Below are 25613 nucleotides of genomic sequence, written 5' to 3' on the forward strand. Positions count from 1 at the left end.
CCGGTTACATCGGCGCACCGTAGGCCTTGTGCGCCTCGGCGTGTCCGTAGGTGGCGAGGGACCAGATCACCAGCACGTCGAGCCCGATGATGATGGCCGACCACACCGCGTAGTACGGCGCGAAGAAGAAGTTCTCCAGCATGCTCAGTGAGGCGACGACGATGCCGACGACCCTGGCCCACGTCTTGCCGGAGAAGAGCGTGAAGGCGGCCGCGAGGACGACGACGCCGGAGCCCAGGTGCAGCCAGCCCCACGCCGTGACGTTGAAGTCGTACGGATAGTCGCGCACGTTCTTGTAGAAGTTGTCGTCGATGATCGCGGCCAGGCCTACGACCGCGTGGTAAAGGCCGATGATGGCCATCATGCACACGGCGAACACCACGCCGCCGAGCTTCAGCGGGGTGATTTTCGGCTCCGGGTCGGGAGGGCCGTACTGGGTCCGCCCCGCCGATGTCTGCTCCGCCATGTCGGGCACCTCCTCTTGGGAGACTGGAGCATCCCGCGCCGGGCCCGCCCGAAGGCTCACCCGTACGGGATGACTCCCGGCGGTCGGGGTGCCGTCGCCGCCGTCACCCCGGCCGTGTGATGTGCCGTGCCGTGGAGACACGAGATGCTGACCGAACCCCGGGTCGCGGCAGCGGAGGTGACTCCCATGGGCACGGCAGACGATCGTGGATCTGCACGGGACGTATCACGTGCCGGCGGCGACTTCGAGATCCGGATCAAGGGCAGGGTCGGCCAGGCATTCCGGTCCGCCTTCGAGGAGTTGACGGTGACCGTCAACCCGCCGGAGACGGTCCTGCACGGCGCCGGTCTCGACCAGGCAGCCCTGTACGGCATCCTGGACCGCATCCAGGCCCTCGGACTCGAACTGGTGGAAGTACGGCGACTGCCTCCCGGGGACGGCGGAAACGCCGCACCCGGACTCGGCACGCCGGACTAGCCGCCCTCGTCCGCCGGGACCAGATTTCCTCCGTCGTGAGGAAAGGGCCGTAAGGTCCCTTTCGTCACGACGGTCCTGCCTGCACCGTTGGCATGAACCACCTATTGCCGAGGAGGTGAGGCACATGCCCTCGGTGCTTGGCAGCGAGACCCGACGGAAGGAAGTGAACTTCTGCGGCACCGACATCCGCCGGGCGGCCGAGCTGCAAGGGCGGTTGCTTGCCCTTGGCCGGGACGCTCCCGGGGCGGACACCGCGGTGGCGACCTGCCTGGTGTGGGTCGCGGACACCCTGGCGGACATCGCGGTCGGACTGCGCGATCCGCGCAGCGCGGGCGTGCTGATGGACGAGGCGTCGGCGGTGCTCGCCGCCGTGCCCCGCGACGGCCGGGGCCACCTGTACCCCGTCGTGCCGGCCGAGCACCTGACAGAACGTGAGCACGGCGTCCTCGTACGGCTTCAACAGGACGTGCCGCTCCGGCAGATCGGGCTGGATCTCTTCATCTCGCACAACACGGTGAAGAGCCACGCGCGTGCGGTGTACCGCAAGCTCGGTGTCTCCTCGCGCTCGGAGGCCCTCGACCGGGCGAGGGAGCTGGGAATCCTGTAACCGTCAGGAATCCGGGAAGGGGACCCCTCACAGCAGCTCCAGCTCACGGGCTCGCCGGACCGCGGCCGACCGCCGGGTCACGGCGAGCTTGCGGTAGACGCCCTTGAGGTGCGTCTTGACCGTGTTGACCGACAGATACAGGTCGGCGGCGATCTCCTCGGTCGTCATCATCTGTGCGAGCCGGCTCAGCACGTCGTGCTCCCGCGCGCTCAACGACTCGACCGGCGGGCACTCTTCGGGCGTCGGGCCATTCGGCAGGGCGGCCCGCTGGACGGTACGCGGCGTCCGCAGCGTGTGGACGCGTGCGGCGGAGACCGAGGCCGCGCACGCCTGTCCCACCGGCCTGTGCAGCTCCTGCGCGAGCCAGTCGGCGCAGTCCGGCAGGGCGGCCACGGCCTCGGGGGACGGCGGCGCCCCGCTCTCCATCGCGCCCACCAGCCGGCCCACGAGGGAGCCGACGCCCGCGACGAACGGGTCGGGCGTCACGTGCAGTTCGCTGCGGGCGCGGGCCAGTTCGCTGCGCGCCCGAGCGCACTCGTACCGCGTGAGCCCCACCCAGGCCCGGACGACATGCAGGGACGGCGGGGAAGGAGCCTCGGGCGTGGAGGCCGGCAGCGGCGGCCGCAGGGCGTGCCCGGCGAGCTCGTCCGCGACCCGGAAGCGCCCGTGGAGCACGGCGAGCAGCGCGAGTTCGGCGAGGCAGTCCCGGCGCAGCACGCCGTTGCCGGCGACCCCCGCGGCCTTCAGTGCCGCGGTCAGGGAGCCCTCGGCCGCCTTCAGCCCGCCGTCGCGCAGTTCGGCGCGCCCGCGGATGAACAGGGCGAGGGCCCGCAGTTCGGGGTGGTCCGCCAGCAGGCTGTGCGGCACCTGCGCGAAGAGGTGCTCGGCGTCTGCCGCGGCTTGCCGCGCGGCCTGCGGGTCGCGGCACCGGTCCTTCGCCATGCGGACGACGGCGTGTGTCAGCCGGCACCGGGCGATGCGGTCGGCCTCCTCCGCGGGCACCTCCGCGAGCAGCTTGTCGGCGATCTTCAGGTCCTCGGCGCAGGCCGACTCCTCACCGTGCCGGAGCGCGGCCGCCGCGGCGACGAGGGCGGACTCCGCGTCGGGCGGCTGCCCGGGACGTCCCAGGACGTCGGCGGGCGGCCCCTGCACCAGCTCGCCCGGCAGCCGGACGTCGGTCAGGGCGAGCACCCCTCCGATGGCCAGCTGATGGACGACGAGACGGCCGGCGTAGCCCCGGTCGCCCGCGGACAGCGCGTGGCGTACGGCCTCGGCGACGAGTCCGTGCTCACCCAGCCAGGCCGCGGCCCGGCGGTGCAGCCCGGGCTCCAGGTCCGGTGCCTCGTGGCGCAGCCGTACGCGCAGGACGTCGGTGAACATGCGGTGGCACCGGTACCAGCCGCGCCCGGCGTACTGGAGGAAGGAGTTCCGCTCGACGAGGGCGGGGAACTGCGCTCCGGCCTCCCTGCCCGCGAGCTCGGTGGCCAGCTCGGCGTTCAGATGCTCCAGGACGCTGGTGGTCACCAGGAGCCTGCGCATCTCGGGGCTCTGGCCGTCCAGAACCTCCTCCACGAGGTAGCTGACGACGGCTTCGTCGTCGCCCGCGAACTGAGCCACGAACCGTTCCGGCTGGGGATGTTCCGCCATGGACATCGCGGCCAGGCGCAGGCCCGCCGCCCAGCCGTCCGCCCGCTTGCGCAGCGTGCTGACAGCCGGCCGGGACACCTCCACGCCGTGCTGGGCCAGCAGGGCCGACGTCTCCCGGTCGTCGAACGCGAGGTCGGCGGTGCGCAGTTCGGTCAGCTCACCGGCCAGCCGGTGCCGGTGCAGATGCAGGGGAGGGTCCCGGCGGGAGAGCACGACCAGCCGCAGCATCGGTCCCGCGTGCCGCAGCAGCCGGGCCGTCCCGCGGGCGACGGGGGAGCCGGCCTCCGGCTGGAAGTCGTCCAGCACGAGAACGACGGGCTCCTTCCGCGCGGCGAGCGCGGCGGCCAGCGAGGCGACCAGGACGGGCCGTTCGGCCGCGACGTCGGGATGGACGCTCCCGTCCTCGGCCGTCAGCCCGTCCCGTACGACCGCCTCGGGCAGCTCGGTCTCCGGCTGGAGCAGGTCCGGGAACGGCGGCAGTTCGACCCCCGCCTCACGCAGTGCGGTCGGCACCCGCGACCAGAAGACGTCGGGCTCCTCCTCCGCGCCGTCGCAGGTGACCCAGGCCACCGGGCCGGGCGCGCTGCGGGTGTGGGCCCACTCCACGGCCAGCGCGGACTTCCCCGCACCGACGGGTCCCACCACCACGGTCAGCGGTCCGAGCACTCCTCTGGAGAGCCGGTCCGTCAACCGGGGGCGCGGCACGAGCCAGGCCGGCAGTGGTGGCACCCCGACCTGGCTCGGCAGGGCGGCCGCCGGGGACGCGTTGCCCGCGTCCGGCGGCCGCCTCCGTCCCGTCCACTCGTCCATCGCCGGTCACCTCGCTCTCGGAGCTGGCTGGCGTACCTGGGACGAGTCTGGTCCGGCCCGTGGGGGAGGCACATGCCCCGGAGCCCATCTCACCCGGGTGAATTTCGTTCAACTCTCAGTGGTCCGACGGTGCGTTGTGACTGGTGATTCACCCGTGGAGTGCCGCGACGAGTTCCTCCTCACGCTCCTTGGTGAGGTTGGTGCGCAGCACGGTGGGCTCGAAGGGACGCAGCGCCTCGCGGACCCGGTCGGGCGTGGAGTGGCGGACGAGCGCGAAGACCGCGGCCCGGCCGGGCTCCAGCTGGTTCGCGACCTCCTTGACGAACTGGTCGTTGACCCCGACGTCCGTGAGCTTGCCCGCGACGGCGCCGGTGGCCGCGCCGACCGCCGCGCCGAACACCGGCATCAGGAACAGCAGGCCGAACAGCGACCCCCACAGGGCGCCGCCCGCGGCACCGGCCGCGGTGGGGCTGAAGGACTGGTGCACATGGATCTTGCCGTCCTTGGTCCGCCAGGCAACCGCGGCGTCCTCCAGGTCGAGGAGCTCCTGCTTGGAGAGCTCCTTCGACAGGCGCATCACGGCTTCGGCCTTCTCCCGGTCGGAGAAGCCGAGCACGACGAGATCGGTCATCACAACCTCCTGGTCTCACGGCCGGACGCCCGGCCTTCTTGGCGGTGCTCCGCTGCGGCCCGGTCCAGCCGCTCCACGGTGGTGGCGAGTTCGGCGACCACCGTCTCCAGGGACTCCTCGGTCAGGAAGCCCTCCGCCAGAGGCATCCCGCCCGTGTCACGGATCGCCTCCCGCAGGTGCCGGGCCCACTTGTGCTCCAGCAGCACGAACCCGGCCGCGGTGCCGGGGTCCAGCTCGCGGGCGAGCTCCCGGATCTGCTCGATGCTGAGTCCGAAGGCGTTGCTCTGGGTGAGGGAGGGGAAGACGGCCTCCGCCTCCCGCAGCGTCTTCTTCGATATGCCGAGCAGCGCGGCCACGGTCTCGCCCATGCCCTCGGCCTGGTAGTCGGCGGAGACGAGGTCGCCGTCCAACTCCTTCTGCACGAACAGCAGGTCGAGCACGCGGATCTGGCCGCGGTCCTCCAGCGACATCAGTTCCTCGACGATCCGGCCCTCGAACTTCGCGTCGGGCCCGAACCCGACGGCCAGCAGTTGTACCGGCCCGATACCGGCCATGGCCGCTCCCTTCGATGTGGTCGAGGTCCATACAGCCGCGATCCGCGCCGGTCCGCGTCACCCGCCGCAGGTGAGGAACCGGACCGGGGCCGGGCCACGCCCAGGCGGTCCCGGCCCGGCCTGCGCGTCGTCGCGTTCGTCCCCGCCGGACCGCGAACAGGCCGTTTCCCCTGCGGAGTTGCCTCACCCGCGGCGGGTGAGGTGGCCGCCAGGGGGCCCGCAGAGACTGGCGGCGACCGACAGCCGGCGGCAGGGGGTGGGGGGAATGAGCGCACGGAAGAAGGGCGAGCGCATCGGTCCCGAGGGCGACGAGTCGGGGCGCATGCGGTTGTGGGGACCGTATCTGAGTGAGCGTCAGTGGGGCACGGTCCGGGAGGACTACAGCGACGGGGGCGACGCGTGGTCCTACTTCCCGCACGACCACGCACGCTCGCGTGCCTACCGCTGGGGCGAGGACGGCCTCGGCGGCATCTGTGACGAGAAGCAGCGGCTGTGCCTGGCCCTCGCCGTGTGGAACGGGCGCGACCCGATCCTCAAGGAGCGCGCCTTCGGCCTCACCAACAGCGAGGGAAACCACGGCGAGGACGTCAAGGAGTACTACTTCTACCTCGACAGCACACCCAGCCACTCGTACATGAAATGGCACTACAAGTACCCGCAGGCCGAGTTCCCCTACAACGACCTCGTGAGCGTCAACCGCGCCCGCACCCGGCAGGACTACGAGTACGAGCTGCTCGACACCGGGATCTTCGACGACGACCGCTACTTCGACGTGACCATGGAGTACGCCAAGGCCGCCGCCGACGACGTACTCGTGCGCATCACCGTCGCCAACCGGGGCCCCGACGCGGCGGTCCTGCACGTGCTGCCCACGCTGTGGTTCCGCAACACGTGGTCCTGGCACGAGGGCGCCGCCAAGCCGCGGATGAGTGCCCTCGAGGGCCCCGGCGGCACCGCGACGATCCGTGCCGAGCACCCCGAACTGGGCGACTACGACTGCCGGTTCGCCGCCCAGGTCCCGCTGCTGTTCACGGAGAACGAGACGAACAGCGAGCGTCTCTTCGGCACGCCCAACGCCTCCCCGTACGTCAAGGACGGCATCGGCCGGCACGTCGTCGACGGCGAGAGCGAGGCGGTGAACCCGGCCCAGGAGGGCACCAAGGCGGCCGCCCACCACGTGCTCACCGTCCCGGCCGGCGGCTCCGAGACGCTGCGGCTGCGGCTCGCGCCCGCCGGGTCCAAGCTGTCCCTCGCGCGGGGCTTCGACTCGGTGTTCAAGGACCGCATCGCCGAAGCCGACGCCTTCTACGGCGGGTTGACGCCCAAGGGCGCGAGCGAGGACGAGGCGCGGGTGCTGCGGCAGTCGCTCGCCGGGATGCTCTGGACCAAGCAGTACTACCTCTTCGACCTGGAGGCGTGGCTGAACGAGCACGGCCTGGGCCCGTGGAGCCTGCCCCGCAACGGGGTGCGCAACCGTGAGTGGTTCCACATGGTCAGCGACGACATCGTCTCCATGCCCGACAAGTGGGAGTACCCCTGGTTCGCCGCCTGGGACCTGGCGTTCCACACCGTCGCCCTGTCGGCCGTGGACATCGGCTTCGCCAAGGAACAGCTCGAACTGCTCCTGAAGGACTCGTACTTGCATCCCAACGGCCAGATCCCGGCGTACGAGTGGAACTTCGCGGACGTCAACCCGCCCGTGCACGCCTGGGCGGCGTACTTCGTCTACCTCATGGAGGAGCGCACCACCGGCCACGCCGACCACGCCTTCCTCGAGCGCGCCTTCCAGAAGCTGCTGACGAACTTCACCTGGTGGGTCAACCGCAAGGACCCCAGCGGCCGCAACGTCTTCCAGGGCGGCTTCCTCGGCCTGGACAACATCGGCGTCTTCGACCGCAGCGCCCCGCTGCCCACCGGCGGCACCCTCGAACAGGCCGACGGCACGGCCTGGATGGCCCTGTACTGCCAGTCGATGCTGCAGATCGCCCTCGAACTCGTCGAGCACAACCCCTCGTACGAGGACCTGGTCATGAAGTTCGTCGAGCACTACCTGTGGATCGCCGCCTCCATGGACCGCGTCGGCGACCTCGGCGACGAACTGTGGGACGAGGAGGACGGGTTCTTCTACGACGTCCTGCGACTGCCCGACGGCGAGGCCGTCCGCCTGAAGGTCCGCTCCCTGGTGGGCCTGCTGCCGCTGTGCGCGGCCACCGTCTTCCGGCCGGAGCAGCTGGCCCGGGTGGAGGGGCTGGGGGAGCGGCTGCGCCGGTTCGCGAGCCGGCACCCCTCGCTCTCCGTCACGCTCGCCTCGGCCCAGGCGGGCGGAGCGGGCGGACCCCGGCTGCTGTCCGTGGTCGACGAGAAGAAGCTGGTCAGGGTGCTGGGGCATCTCCTCTCCGAGGACGAGTTCCTCAGCCCGTACGGCATCCGCTCCCTCTCCCGCGTCCACGCCGAACACCCCTACAGCTTCTGGGTGCACGGCGAGGAGTACCGGGTCGGCTATCTGCCCGCCGAGTCGGACACCGGGATGTTCGGCGGCAACTCCAACTGGCGGGGCCCCGTCTGGTTCCCCATGAACGCCCTCGTCGTCCGCGCCCTGCTCAACCTCTACGGCTTCTACGGCGACGACCTCACCGTCGAGTGCCCGACCGGCTCCGGCACCCGGATGACCCTGTTCGAGGTGGCCAAGGAGATCTCCGAGCGGCTCACCCGGCTCTTCCTGCGCGACGAGAACGGGCACCGGCCCGTCTACGGCGGCCAGTCGAAGTTCCAGGACGACCCGCACTGGCGGGACCTGATCTCCTTCCACGAGTACTTCCACGGCGACAACGGCGCCGGCATCGGGGCCGCCCACCAGACCGGCTGGACCGGCCTGGTCGCCCCCCTGATGAAGATCTTCGGCACCCTCACCCCCGGCGACTTCCTCGCCGAAGGCTTCGGAAGGGCGCGGCCATGACCGGTGAGCTGCCCGCCCAGCCCGTGATCCACGAGGTGAACACCCGCGTCTGGCTGCGCGAGATCGCCGCCCGCACCGGCCGCGGCACGGGCCTCGGCGACGTACCGAAGGACGCCTGGGACGAGATCACCCCGCACGGCGTCGACGCGGTCTGGCTGATGGGCGTGTGGGAGCGCAGCCCCGAGGGACGGGCCATCGCCCTGCGCGATCCGCAACTGCGCGCGGCCTTCAGTCGCGCCGTCCCCGGCATCCACGACGAGGAGATCGCCGGATCCCCGTACTGCATCCGCCGCTACGAGGTCGACGCGAGCCTCGGGGGAGCCGCGGGACTGGCCGGGGCGCGCGCCGAACTCGACCGGCGGGGAGTCGGGTTGCTGCTCGACCACGTCCCCAACCACGTCGCGCCCGACAGCCCCTGGGCCACGGAGCACCCCGAGTACTTCGTGCGGGGCGGGGCCGCCGACGTTCGCCGCGAGCCGGACGCCTATCTGAGCGTGGGCGGCAACGTGCTGGCCCGCGGCCGCGACCCCTTCTTCCCGCCCTGGCCCGACGTCGTGCAGCTCAACGCCTTCGCACCCGAACTGCGCGCGGCCACCACCGACGTGCTGAGCCGTATCGGCGACCTGTGCGACGGGGTGCGCTGCGACATGGCGATGCTGCTGACCAACGACGTCTTCGAACGGACCTGGTCGGGTCTGGCCGGGCCACGGCCCCGCGAGGAGTTCTGGCCCGCAGTCCTTTCCGGTGTCCGCGGCCGGCACCCCGGGATGACCTTCGTCGCCGAGGCGTACTGGGACCTCGAATGGGCCCTGCAGCACCAGGGGTTCGACTTCTGCTACGACAAGCGGCTCTACGACCGGGTGCTGAACGAGAGCCCCGAGGCGGTCCGGCAGCACCTGCTGGCCGACGAGGGCTACCAGCGCGGGCTCGTACGGTTCCTGGAGAACCACGACGAGCCGCGGGCCGCGCACACCATGGGCGCGGCGAAGGAGCGTGCGGCGGCCGTGCTGATCGCCACCCTGCCCGGGGCCACCCTGTGGCACGAAGGGCAGTTCACCGGCCGCCGTACCCAGCTGCCCGTCTTCCTCGACCGCCGTCCGGACGAACCCGCGGACCACGAACTGCGAGCGTTCCACGAGCAGTTGCTCGCCGCCGTGCACCGCAGCGGCATGCGGACCGGGCGGTGGCGGCTGCTGGACTGCGCGGGCTGGCCGGACAACGACACCCACCGCAATCTGCTCGCCTGGTGCTGGCAGGGCCCGACCGGCCGCTTCGTGACGGCGGTCAACCTCTCCGGCGCCCCGGCCCAGGGGCGGGTGCGCCTGCCCTGGCCCGAAGCCGGGTCCGGCACCTGGGCGTTGACCGGCCTGTTCGACGGCACCCGGTACGAGCGCGACGCCGAGGAGCTGACCGGGCCCGGGCTCTACATCGCCCTGGACGGCTGGGGCACGCACGTGCTCACGGTCAATCCGGCCTAGCCGGCCGGCGGTTTGTCGAGGGCGGCCTCCGCCGGGGGCCGCCCGTCCGCGGCCGGTGTCCACTCCGCGCCGGTCTGGGCGCGGTACGCGGCGACGGCCGCCTCCAAGGTCGGGAAGAAGTGGGCCGGGTCGAGGGTGCGGGTCAGCTCGTAGAGCTCGATCTTGCGCCGCACCGGGTCCTTGAGCTCGGCGAACACCAGGCTCACGCCCTGCGCGTTGAGCGCCTCGTCGAGCTCCTCCAGCTCGTCCGCCGCGGTGGTGTCCACGTCCGTCACGGGCTCGGCGGCCAGCAGCACCCACACCGGCTTCGGGTCCCTGCGGGTCAGCCGCATGATCTCGTGCCGGAAGGCCTTGGCGTTGGCGAAGAACAGCGGCCCGTCGAAGCGGTGGATCACCAGGCCCGGCAACTGCTCGGCATCGGGGTAGGAGCGGACGTCGTGGTAGCCGGGCATCCCCGGCACCCGTCCCAGCACGGTGTTGTACGGCCACCAGGCCCGCCGGAAGACGTTCAGGATCGACAGCCCGACCGCGACCGCGATGCCCGGCAGCACCCCGAGCAGCGCGACGCCGAGGAACGCCGCGATGGACAGCGAGAACTCCGTCCTGCGCTGGTGCCACAGCCGCCGGGTCCCCGCCAGGTCGGCCAGCGACAGGGAGGCGGTGATGACGACGGCGGCGAGTGCGGGCTGCGGCAGGTTGCGGAACAGACCGGGCAGCAGGACGAGCATCAGCACGATCAGGGTCGCGCCGAGCACTCCCGTCAACTGGCTTCTGGCGCCCGCCCGTTCGGCCACCGCCGTGCGAGAACCGCTGGTGCTGACGGGAAACCCCTGGAAGAGCCCGGCCGCCAGGTTGGCCGCGCCGATCGCCGTCATCTCCTCGTTGCCGCGCACCTCCTGTCCGGTGCGGGCGGCGAACGCCGAGGCGTTGGAGATGGTGTCGGCGAGAGAGACCAGGGCGATGCCCAGCGCTCCGGCGCACAGCGGGCCGAGGTCGCCCCAGTCGACCTGCGGAAGGGTCAACGGCGGGAATCCCTTGGGGAGTTCTCCGACCAGGCTCACGCCGTGCGCGCCCAGGTCGAAGACGGTCGTCGCGGCGATCGCCAGCACCACCATGACGAGCACCGCCGGCACCTTGGGCAGCCATCGCTGGAGCACCAGGATCAGCACGATCCCCCCGAGGCCCACCGCGACCGCCGCGGTGACCGTCTTGCCGTCGGCCACGCCCCGCACGAAGGCGCGCGTCTCGTCGATGAGCCCGTCCGCGTCCGTCTTGAAGCCGAACAGCTTCGGCAGCTGCCCGATCAGGATGGTCAGCGCCAGACCGTTCATGTAACCGATCATGGTGGGCTTGGAGATCAGGTCGGCGATGAAGCCCAGCTTGCACACCCCGGCCAGGACCGTGATGGCACCGACCATCAGGGCGAGCATCGAGGCGAGCGCCACCGCACGCTTGCTGTCGCCCCCGGAGGCGATCAGCGGCAGGATCGTCGCCGCGATCATCGGGCCCAGCGAGGAGTCCGGCCCGAGCACCAGGATGCGCGACGGCCCGAAGACGGCGTACGCCAGCAGGCACACCACCGACGTGTACAGCCCGGTGATCGCAGGGAGGCCCGCCAGTTCCGCGTACGCCATGCCCTGCGGGACGAGCAGCGTGGTGAGGACGACTCCCGCGACGGCGTCCTTCACCAGCCACTCGCGCCGGTAGGCCAGGAGCGTGCGCAGCCCCGGCGGGACCCAGCGCCGGCCTCTCCTGTCGTCCTCTGCCATCGCGGACCTCCGTCAGCCCACGACGACCTGCCGGGCGGCGGCCTGGCGGGCCGCCGGGGAGGAACTGCCGCGACCGCGGGCGACGGACTTGCCGGCCTCCCACAGCCCCAGCAGCGCGAGCGCCGGCAGCAGCGCCCAGCCGAACTGCCCGATGGTGAGCGGGGTGGTGCCGAGCAGCCGGTTGAAGACGTCCGTCTGGGTCGCCAGGACGGCGAGCACGAACTCGCCGAACATCGCCCAGTTCATCTGCCTGCTGTCGAAGGTGTCCACCGTCAGCGCGGTCTCCGTCTCGCTGCGGCACTCGACGGCCGCCACGATCAGGCAGAGCGCGAACGAGGTGAACGCGATGGAGTTGCCGATCGCGGTGCTGTGGAAGCGCGCCTCGCCCAGCTTGATCAGCGACAGCAGCCCGATCGTGATCGCCAGCCCGGCGAGCCCGACCGTCCACATCAGGCTCCTCGTCATCACCGGCTCACCGCGGGGCCGCGGTTTGCGTGCCATCAGCCCCGGACTGACCCGGTCGAAGCCCAGCGCGAAGCCGAACGCCGCGTTGACGAAGAAGTGGATCCACAGCACCTGGGCCGGCGAGAACGGCTCCCCGCCGGCGATGTTGAACAGGGACGCGCCGAGGAAGGTCAGCACGAACACGACCAGCAGCACCAGCACGAAGCGGATGTACTTGGTGAGGTTGTCGTAGATCTTGCGGCCCTGCTCCACCGCGAAGACGATCGTGGCGAAGTTGTCGTCGGACAGGATCAGCCGCCCGGCGTTCTTGGCCACCTCGGTGCCGGAGCCCATGGCGATGCCGATGTCCGCCGCCTTGATGGCGGGGGCGTCGTTGACGCCGTCTCCGGTCATGGCCACCACGTCGCCCTTCTTCTTCAGGGTGTCGGCGAGCAGCACCTTGTGCTCGGGGGCGACCCGGCCGATCACACCGATGTCGTCGATGCGGGCCAGCCGTTCCTCCTCGCTGAGGGCGGCGAAGTCGGAGCCGAGGACGGCCTCGCCCTCGATGCCGACCTGTTCGGCGATGGCCGCGCCCGTGACGACGTCGTCGCCGGTCACCATCCGCACCCGGATGTTGGCCGCCTGCGCTCCGGCCACCGCCTGCTTGGACTCCTCGCGCGGTGGGTCCTCCATCCCGACCAGGCTGGCTATTTGGAGTCGGGTGACATGGGCGAGCAGGTCGTCGTCGGCCGCGAAGTCTGCCGCGTCGATCTCACGGGTGGCGGCGGCCATCACCCGCCGGCCCGCCCGCTCCATCCGCTCCATCTGCTCGTGCGCCCGCTTGTCGAGCTCGGCGTCCCAGGGGATGCCCGCACCGTCGGACAGGGCCGTCGCCGCCCGCCGCATCACCGCGGGCGCCGCCCCCTTCACGAAGCATCGGACCACCGGCCGGCCCTGGGCGTCGGTGTCCTGGTGGAAGGTGGCCATCAGCTTGTACGAGGGATCGAAGGGGAGGGTGGCCAGCCGGGGGAACCTCTCCCGCGTGGCCTCGATGTCCAGGCCGGCCTTGTGGCCGAGCACCAGCAGGGCGCCTTCGGTGGGGTCACCCACCACCTTGCCGCCCACGAGCTTCGCGTCGCTCGCCACCAGATACGGCAGGATCGCGTCCTCGAGGTCGGACGAGCGGCCGGCGGCGTGGTGGATACGGCCCTCCAGCTCGTACCCGGAGCCGGAGACGGTGTAGCGGTCGAAGGCGTCGACGACCTCGACCGCCGTCATCTGGTTCAGCGTCAGCGTGCCGGTCTTGTCGGAGTTGATCGCGGAGGTGAAGCCCAGCGTCTCCACCGACGGCAGGTCCTTCACGATCGCGTGCTGCTTGGCCAGGTCCAGGCTGCCCATCGACAGGATCGTCTGCGTCACCGTCGGCAGGGCCTCGGGGATGGCCGCGATCGCCAGCGACACCGCCGCGATGAACAGCTGGTCCCACGCGTCGCCGCGCGAGCGGCCCAGCACGAACATCACGATCATGGTCAGCCCGGCCGCGCTCGCGATCCACAGGGTCAGCCGGTCGAGTTCCCTGGTCAGCGGTGATTCCTCGCGCGGGGTGGCCGAGAGCATCCCGGAGATCTTGCCCAGTTCGGTGGCGGAGCCCGTCTCGGTGACGAGCATGACGCCGCTGCCGTGCGTGACGGGGGTGTTCATGAACGCCGAGTTGATCCGGTCCCCGGGACTCAGGTTCTCGCCCCGCACGATGTCGGTGCCCTTGCCGGCCGGCGTGCTCTCGCCGGTCAGCGCGGACTCGTCGATCTGCAGGGCGCTCGCGGTGACGATCCGCCCGTCGGCCGGCACGTCGTCCCCGGCGGTGATCAGCACGACGTCCCCGACGACGACTTCCTCCGCGGGTATCTCGGTCTCCGTGCCGTCCCGCCGCACCCGCGCGGTCGCCTTCATCATCGACTTGAGGGCGTTCATCGCGCTCTCGGCCTTGCCCTCCTGACGCATGCCGATGACCGCGTTGACCACCGTCAGCGCCAGCAGCAGCACCGCGGTGCCCCACTCCTGGATGGCCAGCGACACGATCGCCGCGGCGATCAGGATGAGCTGCATGTAGCTGCGGTACTGGTCGAGATACCGGCGCCAGCCCGGCCGGGTCTGCTCCTCCGGCAGGGAGTTCGGGCCGTCCCGGCCGAGCCGTTCGGCCGCCTGCGCGCCGCTGAGACCGACGGCCGGGTCCACGCCGAGGACGTCCGCCACGGCCTGCGGCGGCTGTGCGTACCAGGGTTCGGCCGCGGCCGCGCGGCCCTGTTCTCTCTCCGCCGGGGAGGTCATCGTCCGTGCCTCCGCTTCCGGTTGTCGGCGACCGACGCGGCGTACGGATCGGCCGGCGCGCCGGCCGGGGCCTCCGCCTCGAGGTCCTGCTTCACCAGCCCCAGCTCGTGCCGGGCCTTCTCGCCGACCTCCGGGTACTGGGGGTCGAGGTCGATCAGGGTGTGCGCGAGCACCGCGGCGGCGCAGATCCGGGCGTACCACTTGTGGTCAGCGGGCACGACGTACCACGGCGCCCACTCGGTGCTGGTGGCGGACAGCATGCGGGAGAACGCCAGCTGGTAGTCGTCCCACCAGGCGCGTTCCCGCACGTCGGAGGCGGAGAACTTCCAGTTGCGCTCCGGTACGTCGATGCGCTTGAGGAAGCGGGTGCGCTGCTCCTCCTTGGAGAGGTTCAGGAACAGCTTCACCACCCGGAAGCCGTTGTCGTGCAGATACCGCTCCCAGTCGTTGATCTCCCGGTAGCGCCGCCGCCACTTGCCCTTGCGCTTCGCCTCCTCCGGCAGCCGCTGGCGGTCGAGGAGCTCGGAGTGCACCCGTACCACCAGCACCTCCTCGTAGTGCGAGCGGTTGAAGATGCCGATCTCACCGCGCCGGGGCAGCCGGCAGGCGTAGCGCCACAGGAAGTCGTGGTCGAGTTCCTCGTTGGAGGGAACCTTGAAGTTCGACACATGGACGCCCTGCGGGTTCACGCCGGTCATCACGTGCCGGATCGTGCCGTCCTTGCCGCCGGCGTCCAGGGCCTGCAGGCACAGCAGCACGCCGTTCCTGCCCTCGGCGGCCAGCCGCCGCTGGTAGTCGGCCAGCATCGCGACACCGGTCTCCAGCAGTTCCTTGCCGTCCTTCTTCTTGCGGATCCCGGTCTTGTCGCCGGGGTCGAAGTCGGTGGACAGGTCCACCTTCGACCCCGGCTCCACCCGCAGGGGGGCGATGAACTCGGCGATCCGCTCGGCGCGTTCGTCCTTCATCAGCGCGGCCCCCGATCGTCAGTAGGTCTCGTCCGGCTGCACCACGCACAGCGCCCAGATGATGAAGCCGTACAGCGCGATCAGGGTGACGGACCAGAACGGCTGGTACGGGATGTCGAGGAAGTTGGCGATGATCAGCAGCGCCGCGACGCCCACGCCCATGACCCGCGCCCAGGTCGCCTTCATGACGAGGCCGATGCCGACGGCCATGGCGACGACTCCGAGACCCAGATGGATCCAGCCCCAGCTCGTCAGGTCGAACTGGAAGACGTAGTTGCGGGTGTTGATGAAGACCTCGTCGTCCGCGATCGCCATGATGCCGCGGAAGATGTCGAGCATGCCGCACATGACGAGCATCACTGCGGCGAACGCCGTCAGCCCGCCCGCGACCGCCAGGGTTCCCTCGGAACGCCGGTGATGCGTGGTGGTGGTCATGGCAGGACCTCCGTCCTCGGGTCGGCCGCGTGAAGCGGCATCGTCTCCACTCCTACTCCGGCGCCTGTGTCCCGGCGTCACCTCGGAAGGGTGAGGACGGAGCCGGAAGTGGTGGTGGGGCGCGGTTCAGAAGCGGTGGTAGTGCACGGCGCTGGCCACGGCGACGTCCTGGACCGAGGCGTGGCGCCGGCTGAAGGGGATCCAGAACAGGCCCACGGGCAGGGCGACGCACAGGACGGCCCGCAGCAGTGCGCGGGTGATGCCGAGCAGCCGTCCGGTGCGGCAGGTGACGCGCAGCCCCAGCAGCCAGTCGCCGAGGGTGCCGCCGGTCGTGGCCCAGGCCGTGCCGAGGTAGAGCACGGCGATGGCCCAGCCGAGCACGCCGGTCAGCCAGAGGGAGAGGTCGGGCATGTGGAACGGCGGCCCGGTGACGATCAGCCGCAGCCCGCCGAACGCGAGCTGCCCGGCCAGCCCGATGCAGGCCACCACGATCGCGTCGACCACGGCCGCGAGGCAGCGTGACACGACCCCCGCCGTGCCGCCCTGCGCCTCCCCGCGCTCCGGCAGTGTCACGGTGTCTGCCCCTGCGGCGGTGCGAGCCCGTCGACGCGGTCCGGGGGCATGCCGGGTCTGTGCAGCAGCCGGTCGGCGACCCGGTTGACCATCCGGTCGGCCCGCATGCTCCGCAGCCGCAGCGCGTCGACCGTCTCCTCGGCCATCCCGCCGCTGGTGTCGCGGACGATCCGGCCCAGGTCGATCTCCTCCAGCACGGCCCTGGTGAGCGCGGCCAGGTCGACCCGGTCGATCACGGCGTCCACGTCCAGGCGGGCGGCGATCCGGTCGACGTCGATGCCCGCCGCGATCCGGTCGATGTCGAGACGCGCCACGATCCGCTCGAGGTCGATGCGTTCGGCGACCTGGTCCACGTCGAGCCGGGAGGCGACCGCGTCCACGTCCACCCGGGCCGCCACCCGGTCCACGTCGACCTGGTCGGCGAGGTCGTCGACGTCCACCCGGCGGGCCACGCGCATCACGTCCACCCGGTCGGCGATCCGGTTGACGTCGAGTCGGGCGGCCACGTCGTCCAGATCCAGCCGGTCCAGGACGGCGGCCGTCACCGCGGGCACCACCTGGTCGGCGATCCATCCCGCGGTCCCCAGCGCGTACCGCGCCACGCGTCCGGCGAGGTCGAAGGGGTTCACGAGGCCGATCCTGGTCATCTCTGCACGGCACCACAGGTCCGCCGCGGCCGCCTCATCCTCTACGGGTGATCCGCGTCCCGGGCGACGCATGCTCGCGGTGGGACGGCTCCCGGTGGGGTGAAGATCACAGGGCGCCGACCTCATCGGCGTACCTCGCGCTGAGTACGGTGTGCGGGTGCCGAAGCGCAAGAACACGTTCTCATCCTGGCGGCGGAGCCTCACGCAGCGCGCCGTCCACGCGGGCTGGGCCTGGGTGCAGCGCACCGGCTCGGTCACCGCGGAGCGTCCGGGACGCTTCCGCTTCGGCGCGCTGGGTGCCCACACCCGGCTGGCCTTCCCGCTCGGCACGGTCTTCGGCGAGCCCTGGATCCACATCGGCTCCCACTGCATCGTCGCCGAGCAGGTCACGCTGACCGCCGGCCTCATGCCCGACCTGGACCTCGGCACGGAGCCGATTCTGCGCATCGGGGACGGCGTCGTCCTCGGCCGCGGCAGCCACGTCATCGCCGACACGTCGGTCACCATCGGCAGCGACTGCTACTTCGGTCCGTACGTCTACGTGACGTCCACGAACCATTCCTACGACGATCCGCACGAGCCCATCGGCAAGCAGTGGCCGCGGATGGAGCCGGTGGAGATGGGGCCCGGCTGCTGGATCGGCACCGGCGCCGTGATCCTGCCCGGCGCGCGGATCGGGCGGAACGTGGTGGTGGCCGCGGGCGCGGTGGTCCGGGGCGTCGTACCCGACCACGCCGTGGTGGCCGGGGCGCCGGCCCGCGTCGTACGCCGCTGGACCGCCGCGGAGGGCTGGCAGCCACCGCTCAGGACTCCGGCGCCGGTCCCCATACCGGACGGAGTCACCCCCGAACAGCTCCTGGCCCTCTCGGAGTTGGACGAGGAGACGGTGGCGAGGCTGGCGGAACTGGACGAGGACGCGGCGACGGGGCTGGCCGAACTGGACACCCCCTAGTCCGTGGCCGGCAGCGGCGCCCAGGGCCTGTTGCGAAAGTCCCGTCGTCCGCCCGCCGGGCAGGCGGGACTTTCGCAACAGGCCCTAGCCCGTCGCCAGCAGCAGTGTGCCGACCAGGGCGAGGCCCGCACCCGCCGCCTGGATGCCGAGCAGGCGTTCGCGGAGGAAGCCGCGGGCGGCGAGGGCGGTCACCACCGGGTAGAGCGAGGCGAGCACGGCCGCCACCATGACGGGGCCGTGCTGGGCGGCGACCGAGTACGTGCCGTTCGCCGCGACGTCCGCGAGGCCGACGAAGCCGAGTGCGGGCAGCGAGGCCCAGGGGAAGCCGCCCGCGGGGAGAGCCTCGGCGCCCCGCCGGACGGAGGCGAACAGGGCGATGCCACCCGCGGCCACGTTCGTCACACGCTGCACGAAGAGCGCGAGGAACAGGCCGGAGACGGTCGTGGAGGCCTCCGCGATCAGAGCGAACACCGTGCCGAAACCGAGCGCCGCGACGAGCGTGAGCAGGATGGTCTGCCGCTGTACGGAGGCGCCCCCGAGCCGGGGACCGCCCGCGAGCACCACGCCGGTGACGGCGACGGCGATCCCGGCGACCTGCGTCAGGCCGGGCCGCTCGCCGAGGAAGAGGCCCACACTCACCGGGACGGCCACACTCAGCGTGGCGAGCGGTGAGACCACGCCCATCGGGCCCAGGGCGAGCGCCTTGTAGAAGGCGATCATCGCCACCGGCCCCACCAGACCGGCCGCGAAGGCGAACCACAGCCGCGGCCCCGCCTCGCTCCAGCCGCCCGTGGCCACCACGATCGCGCCGAGCACCGCCGCAGCGATCGTCTGCGAGACGACGACCACGGTGAGGGCCGGGCTGCGCCGGGTCAGCAGTCCGCCGCCGAAGTCGGCCAGCCCCCACAGCAGGCTGGTGGCCAGGGCGAAGAGTGCTGTCACGGGGTGCCTCGCAGTACAGTTCGGTGAACGATCGGGTGCAGCACAGGGTAGTGCAGTGAAGTGAACTTAGTCATCCAAAATACTGGCCTCACGTACTCGCCCCCACGCACACCTCGCACCACCTTCCTGGATACGGACATTGGACGGAACGTGTCGGACCTCGACCTGCTGACCCAGTCCCTGGCGCGCAACGTCAAGCGGTGGCGCAACGACCGCGGCTTCACCCTGGAAGCGCTCGCCGCCCGCGCCGGGGTCAGCCGCGGCATGCTCATCCAGATCGAGCAGGCCCGCACCAACCCGAGCATCGGCACGGTCGTCAAGATCGGCGACGCGCTCGGCGTCAGCATCACCACGCTGCTCGACTACGAGCAGGGCCCCCAGGTCCGTATCGTCCCCGCCGATCAGGCGGTCCGGCTGTGGAGCACCGACGCCGGCAGCTTCAACCGGCTGCTCGCGGGCACCGAGGCCCCCGGCCCGCTGGAGATGTGGGACTGGCGGCTCATGCCCGGCGACAGCAGCCCGTCCGACCCGCACCCCACCGGCACGGTCGAGCTCGTGCACGTCCTCGCGGGTGAACTGACGCTCACCGTCGACGGCGTGAAGCACCGCATCCCGGCCGGGGCGAGCGCCTCCTTCGAGGCGGACACCCCGCACACCTACGGCAACGAGGGCGGCGAACCGATGGAGATGGTCATGGCGGTCTCCGTACCGCCGGTGCGCTGAGGCGGCCTTCGGGCGTCCTGTTAGCGTGCGGCCATGCGCGCACCCATCGGACACTTCGACATCGCCGTCCCCGCCCCCGACGCCCTCGACGACCTGACGGGCCCGGTCGCCGAGGCCGTGCGCGACTGGAGCGGCAGCGTCCCCGCCGACCGGATCGTCTACGTCGACACCGACCCGCAGTGGGCCGACACCGCCGTCTTCGTCGAGCACTACGGGCAGGAACTGCTCGAGCAGTCGGCGAACTGTGTGGTGGTGGCCGGCAAGCGGGGCGGCGAGACGACTCTGGCCGCGTGCATCGTGCTCTCCACCACGCGTGTCGACGTCAACGGCGTGGTCCGCCGCCAACTCGGCGCCCGCAAGGCCTCGTTCGCGTCCATGGACCTGGCGACGGGCGAGACCGGCATGGAGTACGGCGGCATCACCCCGATCGGCCTCCCGTCCGGCTGGCCCGTCCTGGTCGACTCGGCGGTCGTCGACCTCTCCTACGTCCTGGTGGGCAGCGGCCGCCGCCGCGGCAAACTCCTGGTCCCGGGCAAGGCGTTCGCGGAACTGCCGGGCGCGGTGGTGCTGGAGGGGCTGGGCGCCTAGGGCCTTGATCGGGGGTCCGCCGTCGGCTCTGACAGGGCGTGCGGCGGTGTGGCCACGCTGTCAGGCCGACGGCACGGCTCCCAGGCCCGGAGGGCGGCCTCCCGTGTGGTGCGCCAGCGCCAGATGCGGGTCCTCCTGTCCCGGCACCGGGGCGGGGTCGGCGTGTACCAGGGCCGCCGTGAGTTTCGGGATCGCGTGCAGCAGGGCGTGTTCGGACTGGACGGCGATCGCGTGGGCGGCCCGTACGGTCGCGTCGCCGTCCACCACCACCGCGACCTCGGCCCGCAGCCGGTGCCCGATCCAGCGCAGCCGCAGCTCGCCGACCCCGCGCACGCCCGGGACCTCGTGCAGCGCCCGCTCGGCCCGGTCCACGAGGGCCGGGTCGACGGCGTCCATGACGCGCCGGAACACCTCGCGCGCCGCGTCCCGCAGCACCAGCGCGATCGCCGCGGTGATCGCCAACCCCACGAGCGGGTCCGCGAGTTGCCACCCCAGCGCGGAACCGCCGGCCCCCACCAGCACGGCCAGCGAGGTGAATCCGTCGGTGCGGGCGTGCAGCCCGTCGGCGACCAGCGCGGCCGAACCGATGTCCCGGCCCACCCGGATCCGGTACCGGGCCACCCACTCGTTCCCGGCGAAGCCGACCAGCGCCGCCACGGCCACGGCCGGTACGTGCGTCACGGGCCGCGGGTCGAGCAGCCGCTCCACCGCCGCCCAGGCCGCGAACGCCGCCGACGCGGCGATCGTCAGCACGATCGCGATCCCCGCGAGGTCCTCCGCCCGCCCGTAGCCGTAGGTGAACCGCCGCGTGGCCGCCCGCCGCCCCAGCACGAAGGCGATGCCCAGCGGCACGGCGGTCAGCGCGTCCGCGGCGTTGTGCACGGTGTCGCCGAGCAGCGCCACCGAACCGGACACGGCGACCACCGCGGCCTGCGCCAGTGCCGTCACGCCGAGGACGGCGAGGGACACCCACAGCGCGCGCATCCCACGCGCCGAGGACTCCAGGGCCGAGTCCAGCTTGTCGGCGCTCTCGTGGGAATGCGGGCCGAGGAGGTGGCCGAGGCGGTGCAGGATGCCGGGGGAGCCGTGGGTGTGCCGGTGCGGGTGTGCGTGGTGCTCGTGGTGGTGGTGCCGGTCGCTCACGGGGGGTCCCCTTCCAGGCCGCGGGAGTGGACGTGTCGGGCCCACGAGGCCATTATGTGCGTATGAGCGCACGCATGCACCTGTCACCTGCGCACGATGCGCATCCGCGCACCCCGGGCGAGGAGCAGTTCGCCCTCGCCGCCGAGCTGCTCGCCCTCCTCGGCGATCGCACCCGGCTCGCCCTGCTGCACGCCCTGACCAGGGAAGAGGCCGACGTCACGACGCTCACGGAGTCCTGCGGCGCGGCCCGCCCTGCGGTCAGCCAGCATCTGGCGCGGCTGCGGCTCGCGGGTCTGGTGAACACCCGCAAGGAAGGGCGCAGGGTCGTCTACTCGCTGCGCGACGGGCATCTGCGGCGACTCGTGGACGAGGCGCTGAAGGTCGCCGACCACCGGCTGAGCGACCGCCCGCCGCACGACTGAGCCACCCCTGGGGCGGTCAGGACGCGGAGCTCTTGCCGAGGTACTGCTCCGCGAACGACGCCGCCGCCGCGGGCGATTCGAAGAGGCGCCGCAGCCGGGCCAGCGTCGTGCCCGCCCGGTACGCGTCGCCCGACGACGCGCCGTGGTACACGTCCGACAGCCACTGCGAGAACTCCTGGTAGTCCCACACGCGGTCGAGGCAGGCCGCCGAGTAGTTCTCCAGGCCGGCGCTCTCGCCCTTGGTGAGGTGGGCGACGAGTCCGTCGCCGAGCAGGAAGGCGTCGTGCAGGGCCAGGTTCATGCCCTTCGCGGCGATGGGCGCGGTGAGATGGGCGGCGTCCCCGGCGAGGAAGAGCCGCCCGAACACCATGGGTTCGACGACGTAGTTGTGCATGTCGAGGACGCGCTTCTCGATCAGCCGCCCCTCCGTGAGCGGCGGCCGGTCGTCCGCGCCGAGCCGCTCCTGCAACTCGGCCCAGACCCGGTCGTGCGACCAGCTGTCCGGGTCGTCGCCGGGCGGGCACTCCAGGTAGTAGCGGGTGACCTCGGGGCTGCGCGGCATGTGCCCGGCGAAGCCGCGCGGATGGATGCCGAACACCACGCAGTCGCTGGACGGCGGCGCCTCGGCGAGCAGCGCCAGCCAGCCGACACCGTAGTCCTGCCGGGCGATCCGGGCGTGCTGCGGCAGCGCGGCCCGGGTCACGCCGCGGGCCCCGTCGCAGCCGATGACGAACTCGCAGTGCAGGAGCTCCCGTCGACCGCTCTGCGGGTCGGTGTACGACACCGTCGGCCGGTCCGATTCCAGGCCGTGCAGCTGCACGTCCCGCACGCCGAACCGGATCGCCCCGCCGCGTACGTCCGCGTACTCGCGCACGAGATCCGTCACCAGCAGCGGCTGCGGATAGACGAAGTGGTGATGCCCCGTCAACTCGGTGTAGGAGAACCGGTGCCGCTCCCCGTCGACCCGGAACTCGCACTGGGTGTGCAGCTCCGCGCGCTCCAGCAGGTTGTCCGCCAGCCCGCGCTCCTGGAGCCCGCGCACGACCCGCTCCTCGATGACGCCGGCCCGGGGCCGTCGCTCGATGAACTCGCGCGTCTCGATCTCCAGGACCAGGCACTCGACGGACGCGGCCCGCAGGATGTTGCCGATGGTGAGACCGGCAGGGCCCGCGCCCACGATCACCACCGGAAAACGGTGCGCGGAAAGGGAGTTGGGCTGAGAGGTGGTCGACGTCACGCGAGCATTATGACGGTGGCCCGTCAGCCACGGCAGGGGAGCCATGGCCGACGGGCCGTGCCCGGGAGGGCGGGTCAGTGCGCGGGCGCGTCCGTGACCACGACCTCGTCGATGCTGCGCTCGATCTCCTCGGGCCGGGAGGCGGTCTCACGGGCCCAGTAGTAGATGGCCAGCGAGAAGGCCGCGACGACGAGGATGTCCCACCACAGGGCGATGTGTCCGGCGCCGCCGAACTGGCCCTGCGCGGAGATGACGCCCATGCCCAGCAGGTAGACCGGCAGCCACTGGGCGGCCTTGAAGTCCATCCGCGGCGCGTCGGGCTGGTGCGTGGCGTTGGCCCACCATGCGTATCCGCCGAGGAGCAGATAGCCGAGGACGACCGCGATGCCGAGCCGCCACAGGGTGTCCCAGCCGGACCAGTAGATGATGAGGTTGGCCACCACGAAGGACAGCGGGGCGACGACGTTGCCGGCGGGCAGCCGGTACGGGCGCTCGTGGTTCGGCAGGTTCCGGGCGAAGACGCCGTACGCCAGCGGGGCGCCCGCGTACATCAGGACGCTCGCCGAGGTGATGAAGCCGACCAGCTCCTGCCAGCTGGGGAAGGGCAGGAAGCAGACCACGCCGGTCACGAAGGAGACGATCAGGCCGAACCACGGCACGCCGCGGCGGTCGGTGCGGGCGAGGATCTTCGGCGCGTAGCCGTTCTTGGCGAGGCCGTAGGAGACGCGCGAGGTGGCCGTGGTGTAGATCAGGCCGGTGCCGCCGGGGGAGATCACGGCGTCCGCGTAGAGGATGAAGGCGAGCCAGCCCAGGCCGACCACGGTGGCCAGGCCCGCCCAGGGACCGCTGATGCCCGGGTAGTCGAGGTGCGCCCAGCCCTTGGCGAAGGTGCTGTGCGGCAGCGCGGCGATGAAGACGACCTGGAGCGCGACGTAGATGACCGCGCCGATCGCGACCGAGCCGAGGGTCGCCCGGGGCAGGTCCCGCTTCGGGTTGCGGCTCTCACCGGCGAGCTGAATGGCCTGCTCGAAGCCCAGCAGGGCGAAGATGATGCCGCTGCCGCTGATCGCGCTCAGCACGCCCTTGGCGCCGAACGGCGCGAAGCCCTCGGAGCTGAAGTTGGCCGGGTGGAAGTTGCCGATGGCGATGACGAAGATCGCGCCCAGCGGGACGGCGATCTTCCACCAGGTGGCGGCGCTGTTGGTGTGCGCCAGGGCCCGGACGCCGAAGAAGTTGACCGCGACGAAGACGGCCATGAGGACGACGGCGGTGACGAAACCCGCCGGCGTCAGCGTCTGGTCCGCGTGCTGGAGGCCCTGCGCCCAGCTCCAGTGACCGGCGTATCCGATCATGGCCTCGACCTCGATCGGCGCCACGGTCGCCGCCTGGAGCCAGGAGAACCAGCCGAAGGACAGGCCGGCCAGGCCGCCGAAGGCGTAGTGCGGATAGCGTGCCGTGCCGCCCGCGACCGGGAACATGCCGCCGAGTTCGGCGTGCACGAGGGCCAGCAGGACGATGGCCACTGCGCCGATCACCCACGAGATGATCGCCGCGGGACCGGCGGCCACGACCGCCTTCTCTGCGCCGTAGAGCCAGCCGGAGCCGATGATCGAACCCACCGAGGCCCACATCAGGCCGATCAGTCCGACGTCTCGCCTGAGGCCGCTGGGACCTCTGGCCTCCTCCACGGAGGTCTGCTCGATGCTCACCATATTTTCAGCGACCTCTCACATTCTGAATAAGTGCTTTCAGTCAGTGCGACGTCGCAGATTAGGAATCAGCGGGGGCCGAGCAGAAGACCCGTTGTGAAGTTTTGACCAATGCCTGGGACGTTCCTGTACAGGCTTTCAGGGGCTCTGTACGAAGTGGAGACCCACCTGTGACGACTAGCGCATGAGCGGTAGCTCGATCGCGGGGCAGCGGTCCATCACCATGTCGAGACCCGCCGCGCGCGTGCGGTCGTAGGCCGCCTCGTCGATCACGTCGAGCTGGAACCAGACCGCCTTGGCGCCCTTCGCCACCGCCTCGTCGGCGACCGGCCCGGCGAGTTCGCTGTTGACGAAGACGTCGACGACGTCCACGTCGAAGGGGATGTCGGCGAGGGAGGCGTACCCCTGCTCGCCGTGCACCGTCTCCGCCTTGGGGTGGACGGGCACGATCCGCTTCCCGTAGCGCTGGAGCACCTGGGCGACGCCGTACGCGGCGCGCCGCCGGTTCGCCGACAGGCCCACCACGGCCCAGGTGTCGCCGGACTCGGTGAGGATCTTGCGGATCGTTGCCTCGTCGCCGTACACCCTCGGCCTCCCTGCGCCTCGTGGACCTGCTGCCGTGTTCGATGAACGGCTCGCGGCGCACGATGATTCCCCGGCCACGGCGCGCCCTTGACGCCTGTTCGAGGGGCCGGTGGCGCAGTACCTTCTGGGCAGTCCGCACGCAGGGGGTCCCCGATGCCCGTGCACGACATGCCCGCCGCACGCCTGACCATCCACCTCGACGCGGCCGTCGTCTGGCACCACCGGCCCGCCTACGCCGAACTCGTACACCGGGCGCACCGCGAGGGCCTCGTCGGCGCGAGCGTCTTCCGCGGGATCCCCGGGCTCGACGGCGATCACGGGCGGCATCACCTCGGACCCGCGGGCCCGTGTGCCGTGGTCATCGTCGACGACGAACCCCGTCTGCGGGACTTCCTGCCGCACGTGGCGGACGTCCTCGGAGAGACGGCGGCGGTCGCGGTGCTCGACCGGGTACGCGTCCACGCGCCACGCGCGCGTGCCTGACACCGCCGTACTCCTCGTTCTGGCGTTGAATCCCGCCAC

The 25613-nt window shown here is 71.5% G+C and carries 24 protein-coding genes; 9 read left to right on the top strand and 15 right to left on the bottom strand.

Annotation, left to right across the window (positions count from 1 at the left end):
• Positions 1-4: 4 nt before the first annotated feature.
• The gene (locus ACIBN2_RS00535) at positions 5-466 is read right to left on the bottom strand and encodes a hypothetical protein (protein WP_399131814.1); all 462 of its coding nucleotides are present in this window, start codon (positions 464-466) and stop codon (positions 5-7) included.
• Between the two features lie 186 nt (positions 467-652).
• Between ACIBN2_RS00535 and ACIBN2_RS00540 the strand changes: the two genes are divergently transcribed.
• Together ACIBN2_RS00540 and ACIBN2_RS00545 are read left to right on the top strand one after the other, a co-directional pair.
• A complete protein-coding gene (locus ACIBN2_RS00540) occupies positions 653-943 on the top strand; it encodes a hypothetical protein (RefSeq protein ID WP_399131815.1) in 291 nt (96 codons plus the stop codon).
• Positions 944-1067: 124 nt separating this feature from the next.
• Positions 1068-1550, top strand: a complete 483-nt coding sequence (locus tag ACIBN2_RS00545; protein ID WP_399131817.1) for a LuxR C-terminal-related transcriptional regulator — start codon at positions 1068-1070, stop codon at positions 1548-1550.
• Positions 1551-1577: 27 nt separating this feature from the next.
• Here ACIBN2_RS00545 and ACIBN2_RS00550 read toward each other — a convergent pair whose 3' ends face one another.
• The 3 genes from ACIBN2_RS00550 to ACIBN2_RS00560 form a co-directional block, all read right to left on the bottom strand.
• Positions 1578-4007 carry a LuxR C-terminal-related transcriptional regulator gene (locus ACIBN2_RS00550; protein WP_399131818.1) on the bottom strand — a complete coding sequence of 810 codons (2430 nt, stop codon included), beginning with the start codon at positions 4005-4007 and terminating at the stop codon, positions 1578-1580.
• A 148-nt stretch (positions 4008-4155) separates the two neighbouring features.
• On the bottom strand, positions 4156-4638 hold the full coding sequence (locus tag ACIBN2_RS00555; RefSeq protein ID WP_399131820.1) for a DUF1269 domain-containing protein: 483 nt from the start codon (positions 4636-4638) through the stop codon (positions 4156-4158).
• The gene (locus tag ACIBN2_RS00560; protein WP_399131822.1) at positions 4638-5192 is read right to left on the bottom strand and encodes a DUF1269 domain-containing protein; all 555 of its coding nucleotides are present in this window, start codon (positions 5190-5192) and stop codon (positions 4638-4640) included. The genes ACIBN2_RS00555 and ACIBN2_RS00560 overlap by 1 nt, the downstream gene beginning before the upstream one ends.
• A gap of 265 nt (positions 5193-5457) precedes the next feature.
• Here ACIBN2_RS00560 and ACIBN2_RS00565 point away from each other — a divergent pair, with 265 nt between their 5' ends.
• Positions 5458-8148, top strand: a complete 2691-nt coding sequence (locus tag ACIBN2_RS00565) for an MGH1-like glycoside hydrolase domain-containing protein (protein WP_399131824.1) — start codon at positions 5458-5460, stop codon at positions 8146-8148.
• On the top strand, positions 8145-9626 hold the full coding sequence (locus tag ACIBN2_RS00570; RefSeq protein ID WP_399131825.1) for an alpha-amylase: 1482 nt from the start codon (positions 8145-8147) through the stop codon (positions 9624-9626). Before ACIBN2_RS00565 ends, ACIBN2_RS00570 begins: the two co-directional genes overlap by 4 nt.
• Here the strand turns inward: ACIBN2_RS00570 and ACIBN2_RS00575 are convergent.
• The 6 genes from ACIBN2_RS00575 to ACIBN2_RS00600 form a co-directional block, all read right to left on the bottom strand.
• Positions 9623-11395 (bottom strand): SulP family inorganic anion transporter, encoded by a 1773-nt coding sequence (locus ACIBN2_RS00575; protein WP_399131826.1) that lies wholly within the window; start codon positions 11393-11395, stop codon positions 9623-9625. The two genes, ACIBN2_RS00570 and ACIBN2_RS00575, sit on opposite strands and share 4 nt — an antisense overlap.
• 12 nt (positions 11396-11407) lie before the next feature.
• Positions 11408-14170: a cation-translocating P-type ATPase gene (locus ACIBN2_RS00580; protein ID WP_399131827.1), complete on the bottom strand. Its 2763-nt coding sequence runs from the start codon at positions 14168-14170 to the stop codon at positions 11408-11410.
• A complete protein-coding gene (locus ACIBN2_RS00585; protein ID WP_399131829.1) occupies positions 14167-15135 on the bottom strand; it encodes a polyphosphate kinase 2 family protein in 969 nt (322 codons plus the stop codon). Before ACIBN2_RS00585 ends, ACIBN2_RS00580 begins: the two co-directional genes overlap by 4 nt.
• A gap of 18 nt (positions 15136-15153) precedes the next feature.
• The gene (locus ACIBN2_RS00590) at positions 15154-15570 is read right to left on the bottom strand and encodes a hypothetical protein (RefSeq protein ID WP_399131831.1); all 417 of its coding nucleotides are present in this window, start codon (positions 15568-15570) and stop codon (positions 15154-15156) included.
• A gap of 126 nt (positions 15571-15696) precedes the next feature.
• On the bottom strand, positions 15697-16143 hold the full coding sequence (locus ACIBN2_RS00595; protein WP_399131833.1) for an RDD family protein: 447 nt from the start codon (positions 16141-16143) through the stop codon (positions 15697-15699).
• On the bottom strand, positions 16140-16790 hold the full coding sequence (locus ACIBN2_RS00600) for a hypothetical protein (RefSeq protein WP_399131834.1): 651 nt from the start codon (positions 16788-16790) through the stop codon (positions 16140-16142). The genes ACIBN2_RS00595 and ACIBN2_RS00600 overlap by 4 nt, the downstream gene beginning before the upstream one ends.
• Positions 16791-16947: 157 nt before the next feature.
• On the opposite strand from ACIBN2_RS00600, the gene ACIBN2_RS00605 reads away from it, so the two are divergent.
• Positions 16948-17742 carry an acyltransferase gene (locus tag ACIBN2_RS00605; RefSeq protein ID WP_399131836.1) on the top strand — a complete coding sequence of 265 codons (795 nt, stop codon included), beginning with the start codon at positions 16948-16950 and terminating at the stop codon, positions 17740-17742.
• Positions 17743-17826: 84 nt separating this feature from the next.
• Here ACIBN2_RS00605 and ACIBN2_RS00610 read toward each other — a convergent pair whose 3' ends face one another.
• Complete coding sequence (locus ACIBN2_RS00610) at positions 17827-18684, bottom strand: DMT family transporter (protein ID WP_399131838.1); 858 nt, start codon at positions 18682-18684, stop codon at positions 17827-17829.
• A gap of 150 nt (positions 18685-18834) precedes the next feature.
• Between ACIBN2_RS00610 and ACIBN2_RS00615 the strand changes: the two genes are divergently transcribed.
• Positions 18835-19407, top strand: coding sequence for a helix-turn-helix domain-containing protein (locus ACIBN2_RS00615; protein ID WP_399131839.1), 573 nt, complete (start codon positions 18835-18837; stop codon positions 19405-19407).
• Between the two features lie 33 nt (positions 19408-19440).
• Complete coding sequence (locus ACIBN2_RS00620) at positions 19441-19995, top strand: YbaK/EbsC family protein (protein ID WP_399131840.1); 555 nt, start codon at positions 19441-19443, stop codon at positions 19993-19995.
• Between the two features lie 60 nt (positions 19996-20055).
• Here ACIBN2_RS00620 and ACIBN2_RS00625 read toward each other — a convergent pair whose 3' ends face one another.
• Complete coding sequence (locus ACIBN2_RS00625; RefSeq protein ID WP_399131842.1) at positions 20056-21138, bottom strand: cation diffusion facilitator family transporter; 1083 nt, start codon at positions 21136-21138, stop codon at positions 20056-20058.
• 62 nt (positions 21139-21200) lie between these two features.
• On the opposite strand from ACIBN2_RS00625, the gene ACIBN2_RS00630 reads away from it, so the two are divergent.
• Complete coding sequence (locus ACIBN2_RS00630) at positions 21201-21560, top strand: ArsR/SmtB family transcription factor (RefSeq protein ID WP_399131843.1); 360 nt, start codon at positions 21201-21203, stop codon at positions 21558-21560.
• A gap of 16 nt (positions 21561-21576) precedes the next feature.
• Here the strand turns inward: ACIBN2_RS00630 and ACIBN2_RS00635 are convergent, their stop codons facing one another.
• The 3 genes from ACIBN2_RS00635 to ACIBN2_RS00645 all read right to left on the bottom strand — a co-directional run bounded on the left by ACIBN2_RS00635 (position 21577) and on the right by ACIBN2_RS00645 (position 25091).
• The gene (locus tag ACIBN2_RS00635; RefSeq protein ID WP_399131845.1) at positions 21577-22797 is read right to left on the bottom strand and encodes a 4-hydroxybenzoate 3-monooxygenase; all 1221 of its coding nucleotides are present in this window, start codon (positions 22795-22797) and stop codon (positions 21577-21579) included.
• 74 nt (positions 22798-22871) lie between these two features.
• A complete protein-coding gene (locus ACIBN2_RS00640) occupies positions 22872-24509 on the bottom strand; it encodes an APC family permease (protein ID WP_399131846.1) in 1638 nt (545 codons plus the stop codon).
• A gap of 174 nt (positions 24510-24683) precedes the next feature.
• Positions 24684-25091 carry a CoA-binding protein gene (locus tag ACIBN2_RS00645; protein ID WP_399131848.1) on the bottom strand — a complete coding sequence of 136 codons (408 nt, stop codon included), beginning with the start codon at positions 25089-25091 and terminating at the stop codon, positions 24684-24686.
• 153 nt (positions 25092-25244) lie between these two features.
• On the opposite strand from ACIBN2_RS00645, the gene ACIBN2_RS00650 reads away from it, so the two are divergent.
• Positions 25245-25574 carry a DUF190 domain-containing protein gene (locus ACIBN2_RS00650; RefSeq protein ID WP_399131849.1) on the top strand — a complete coding sequence of 110 codons (330 nt, stop codon included), beginning with the start codon at positions 25245-25247 and terminating at the stop codon, positions 25572-25574.
• Positions 25575-25613: the final 39 nt, after the last annotated feature.

The organism is Streptomyces sp. NPDC050534 (assembly GCF_044457745.1).
In the GTDB taxonomy this organism is placed as follows: Bacteria; Actinomycetota; Actinomycetes; order Streptomycetales; family Streptomycetaceae; genus Streptomyces.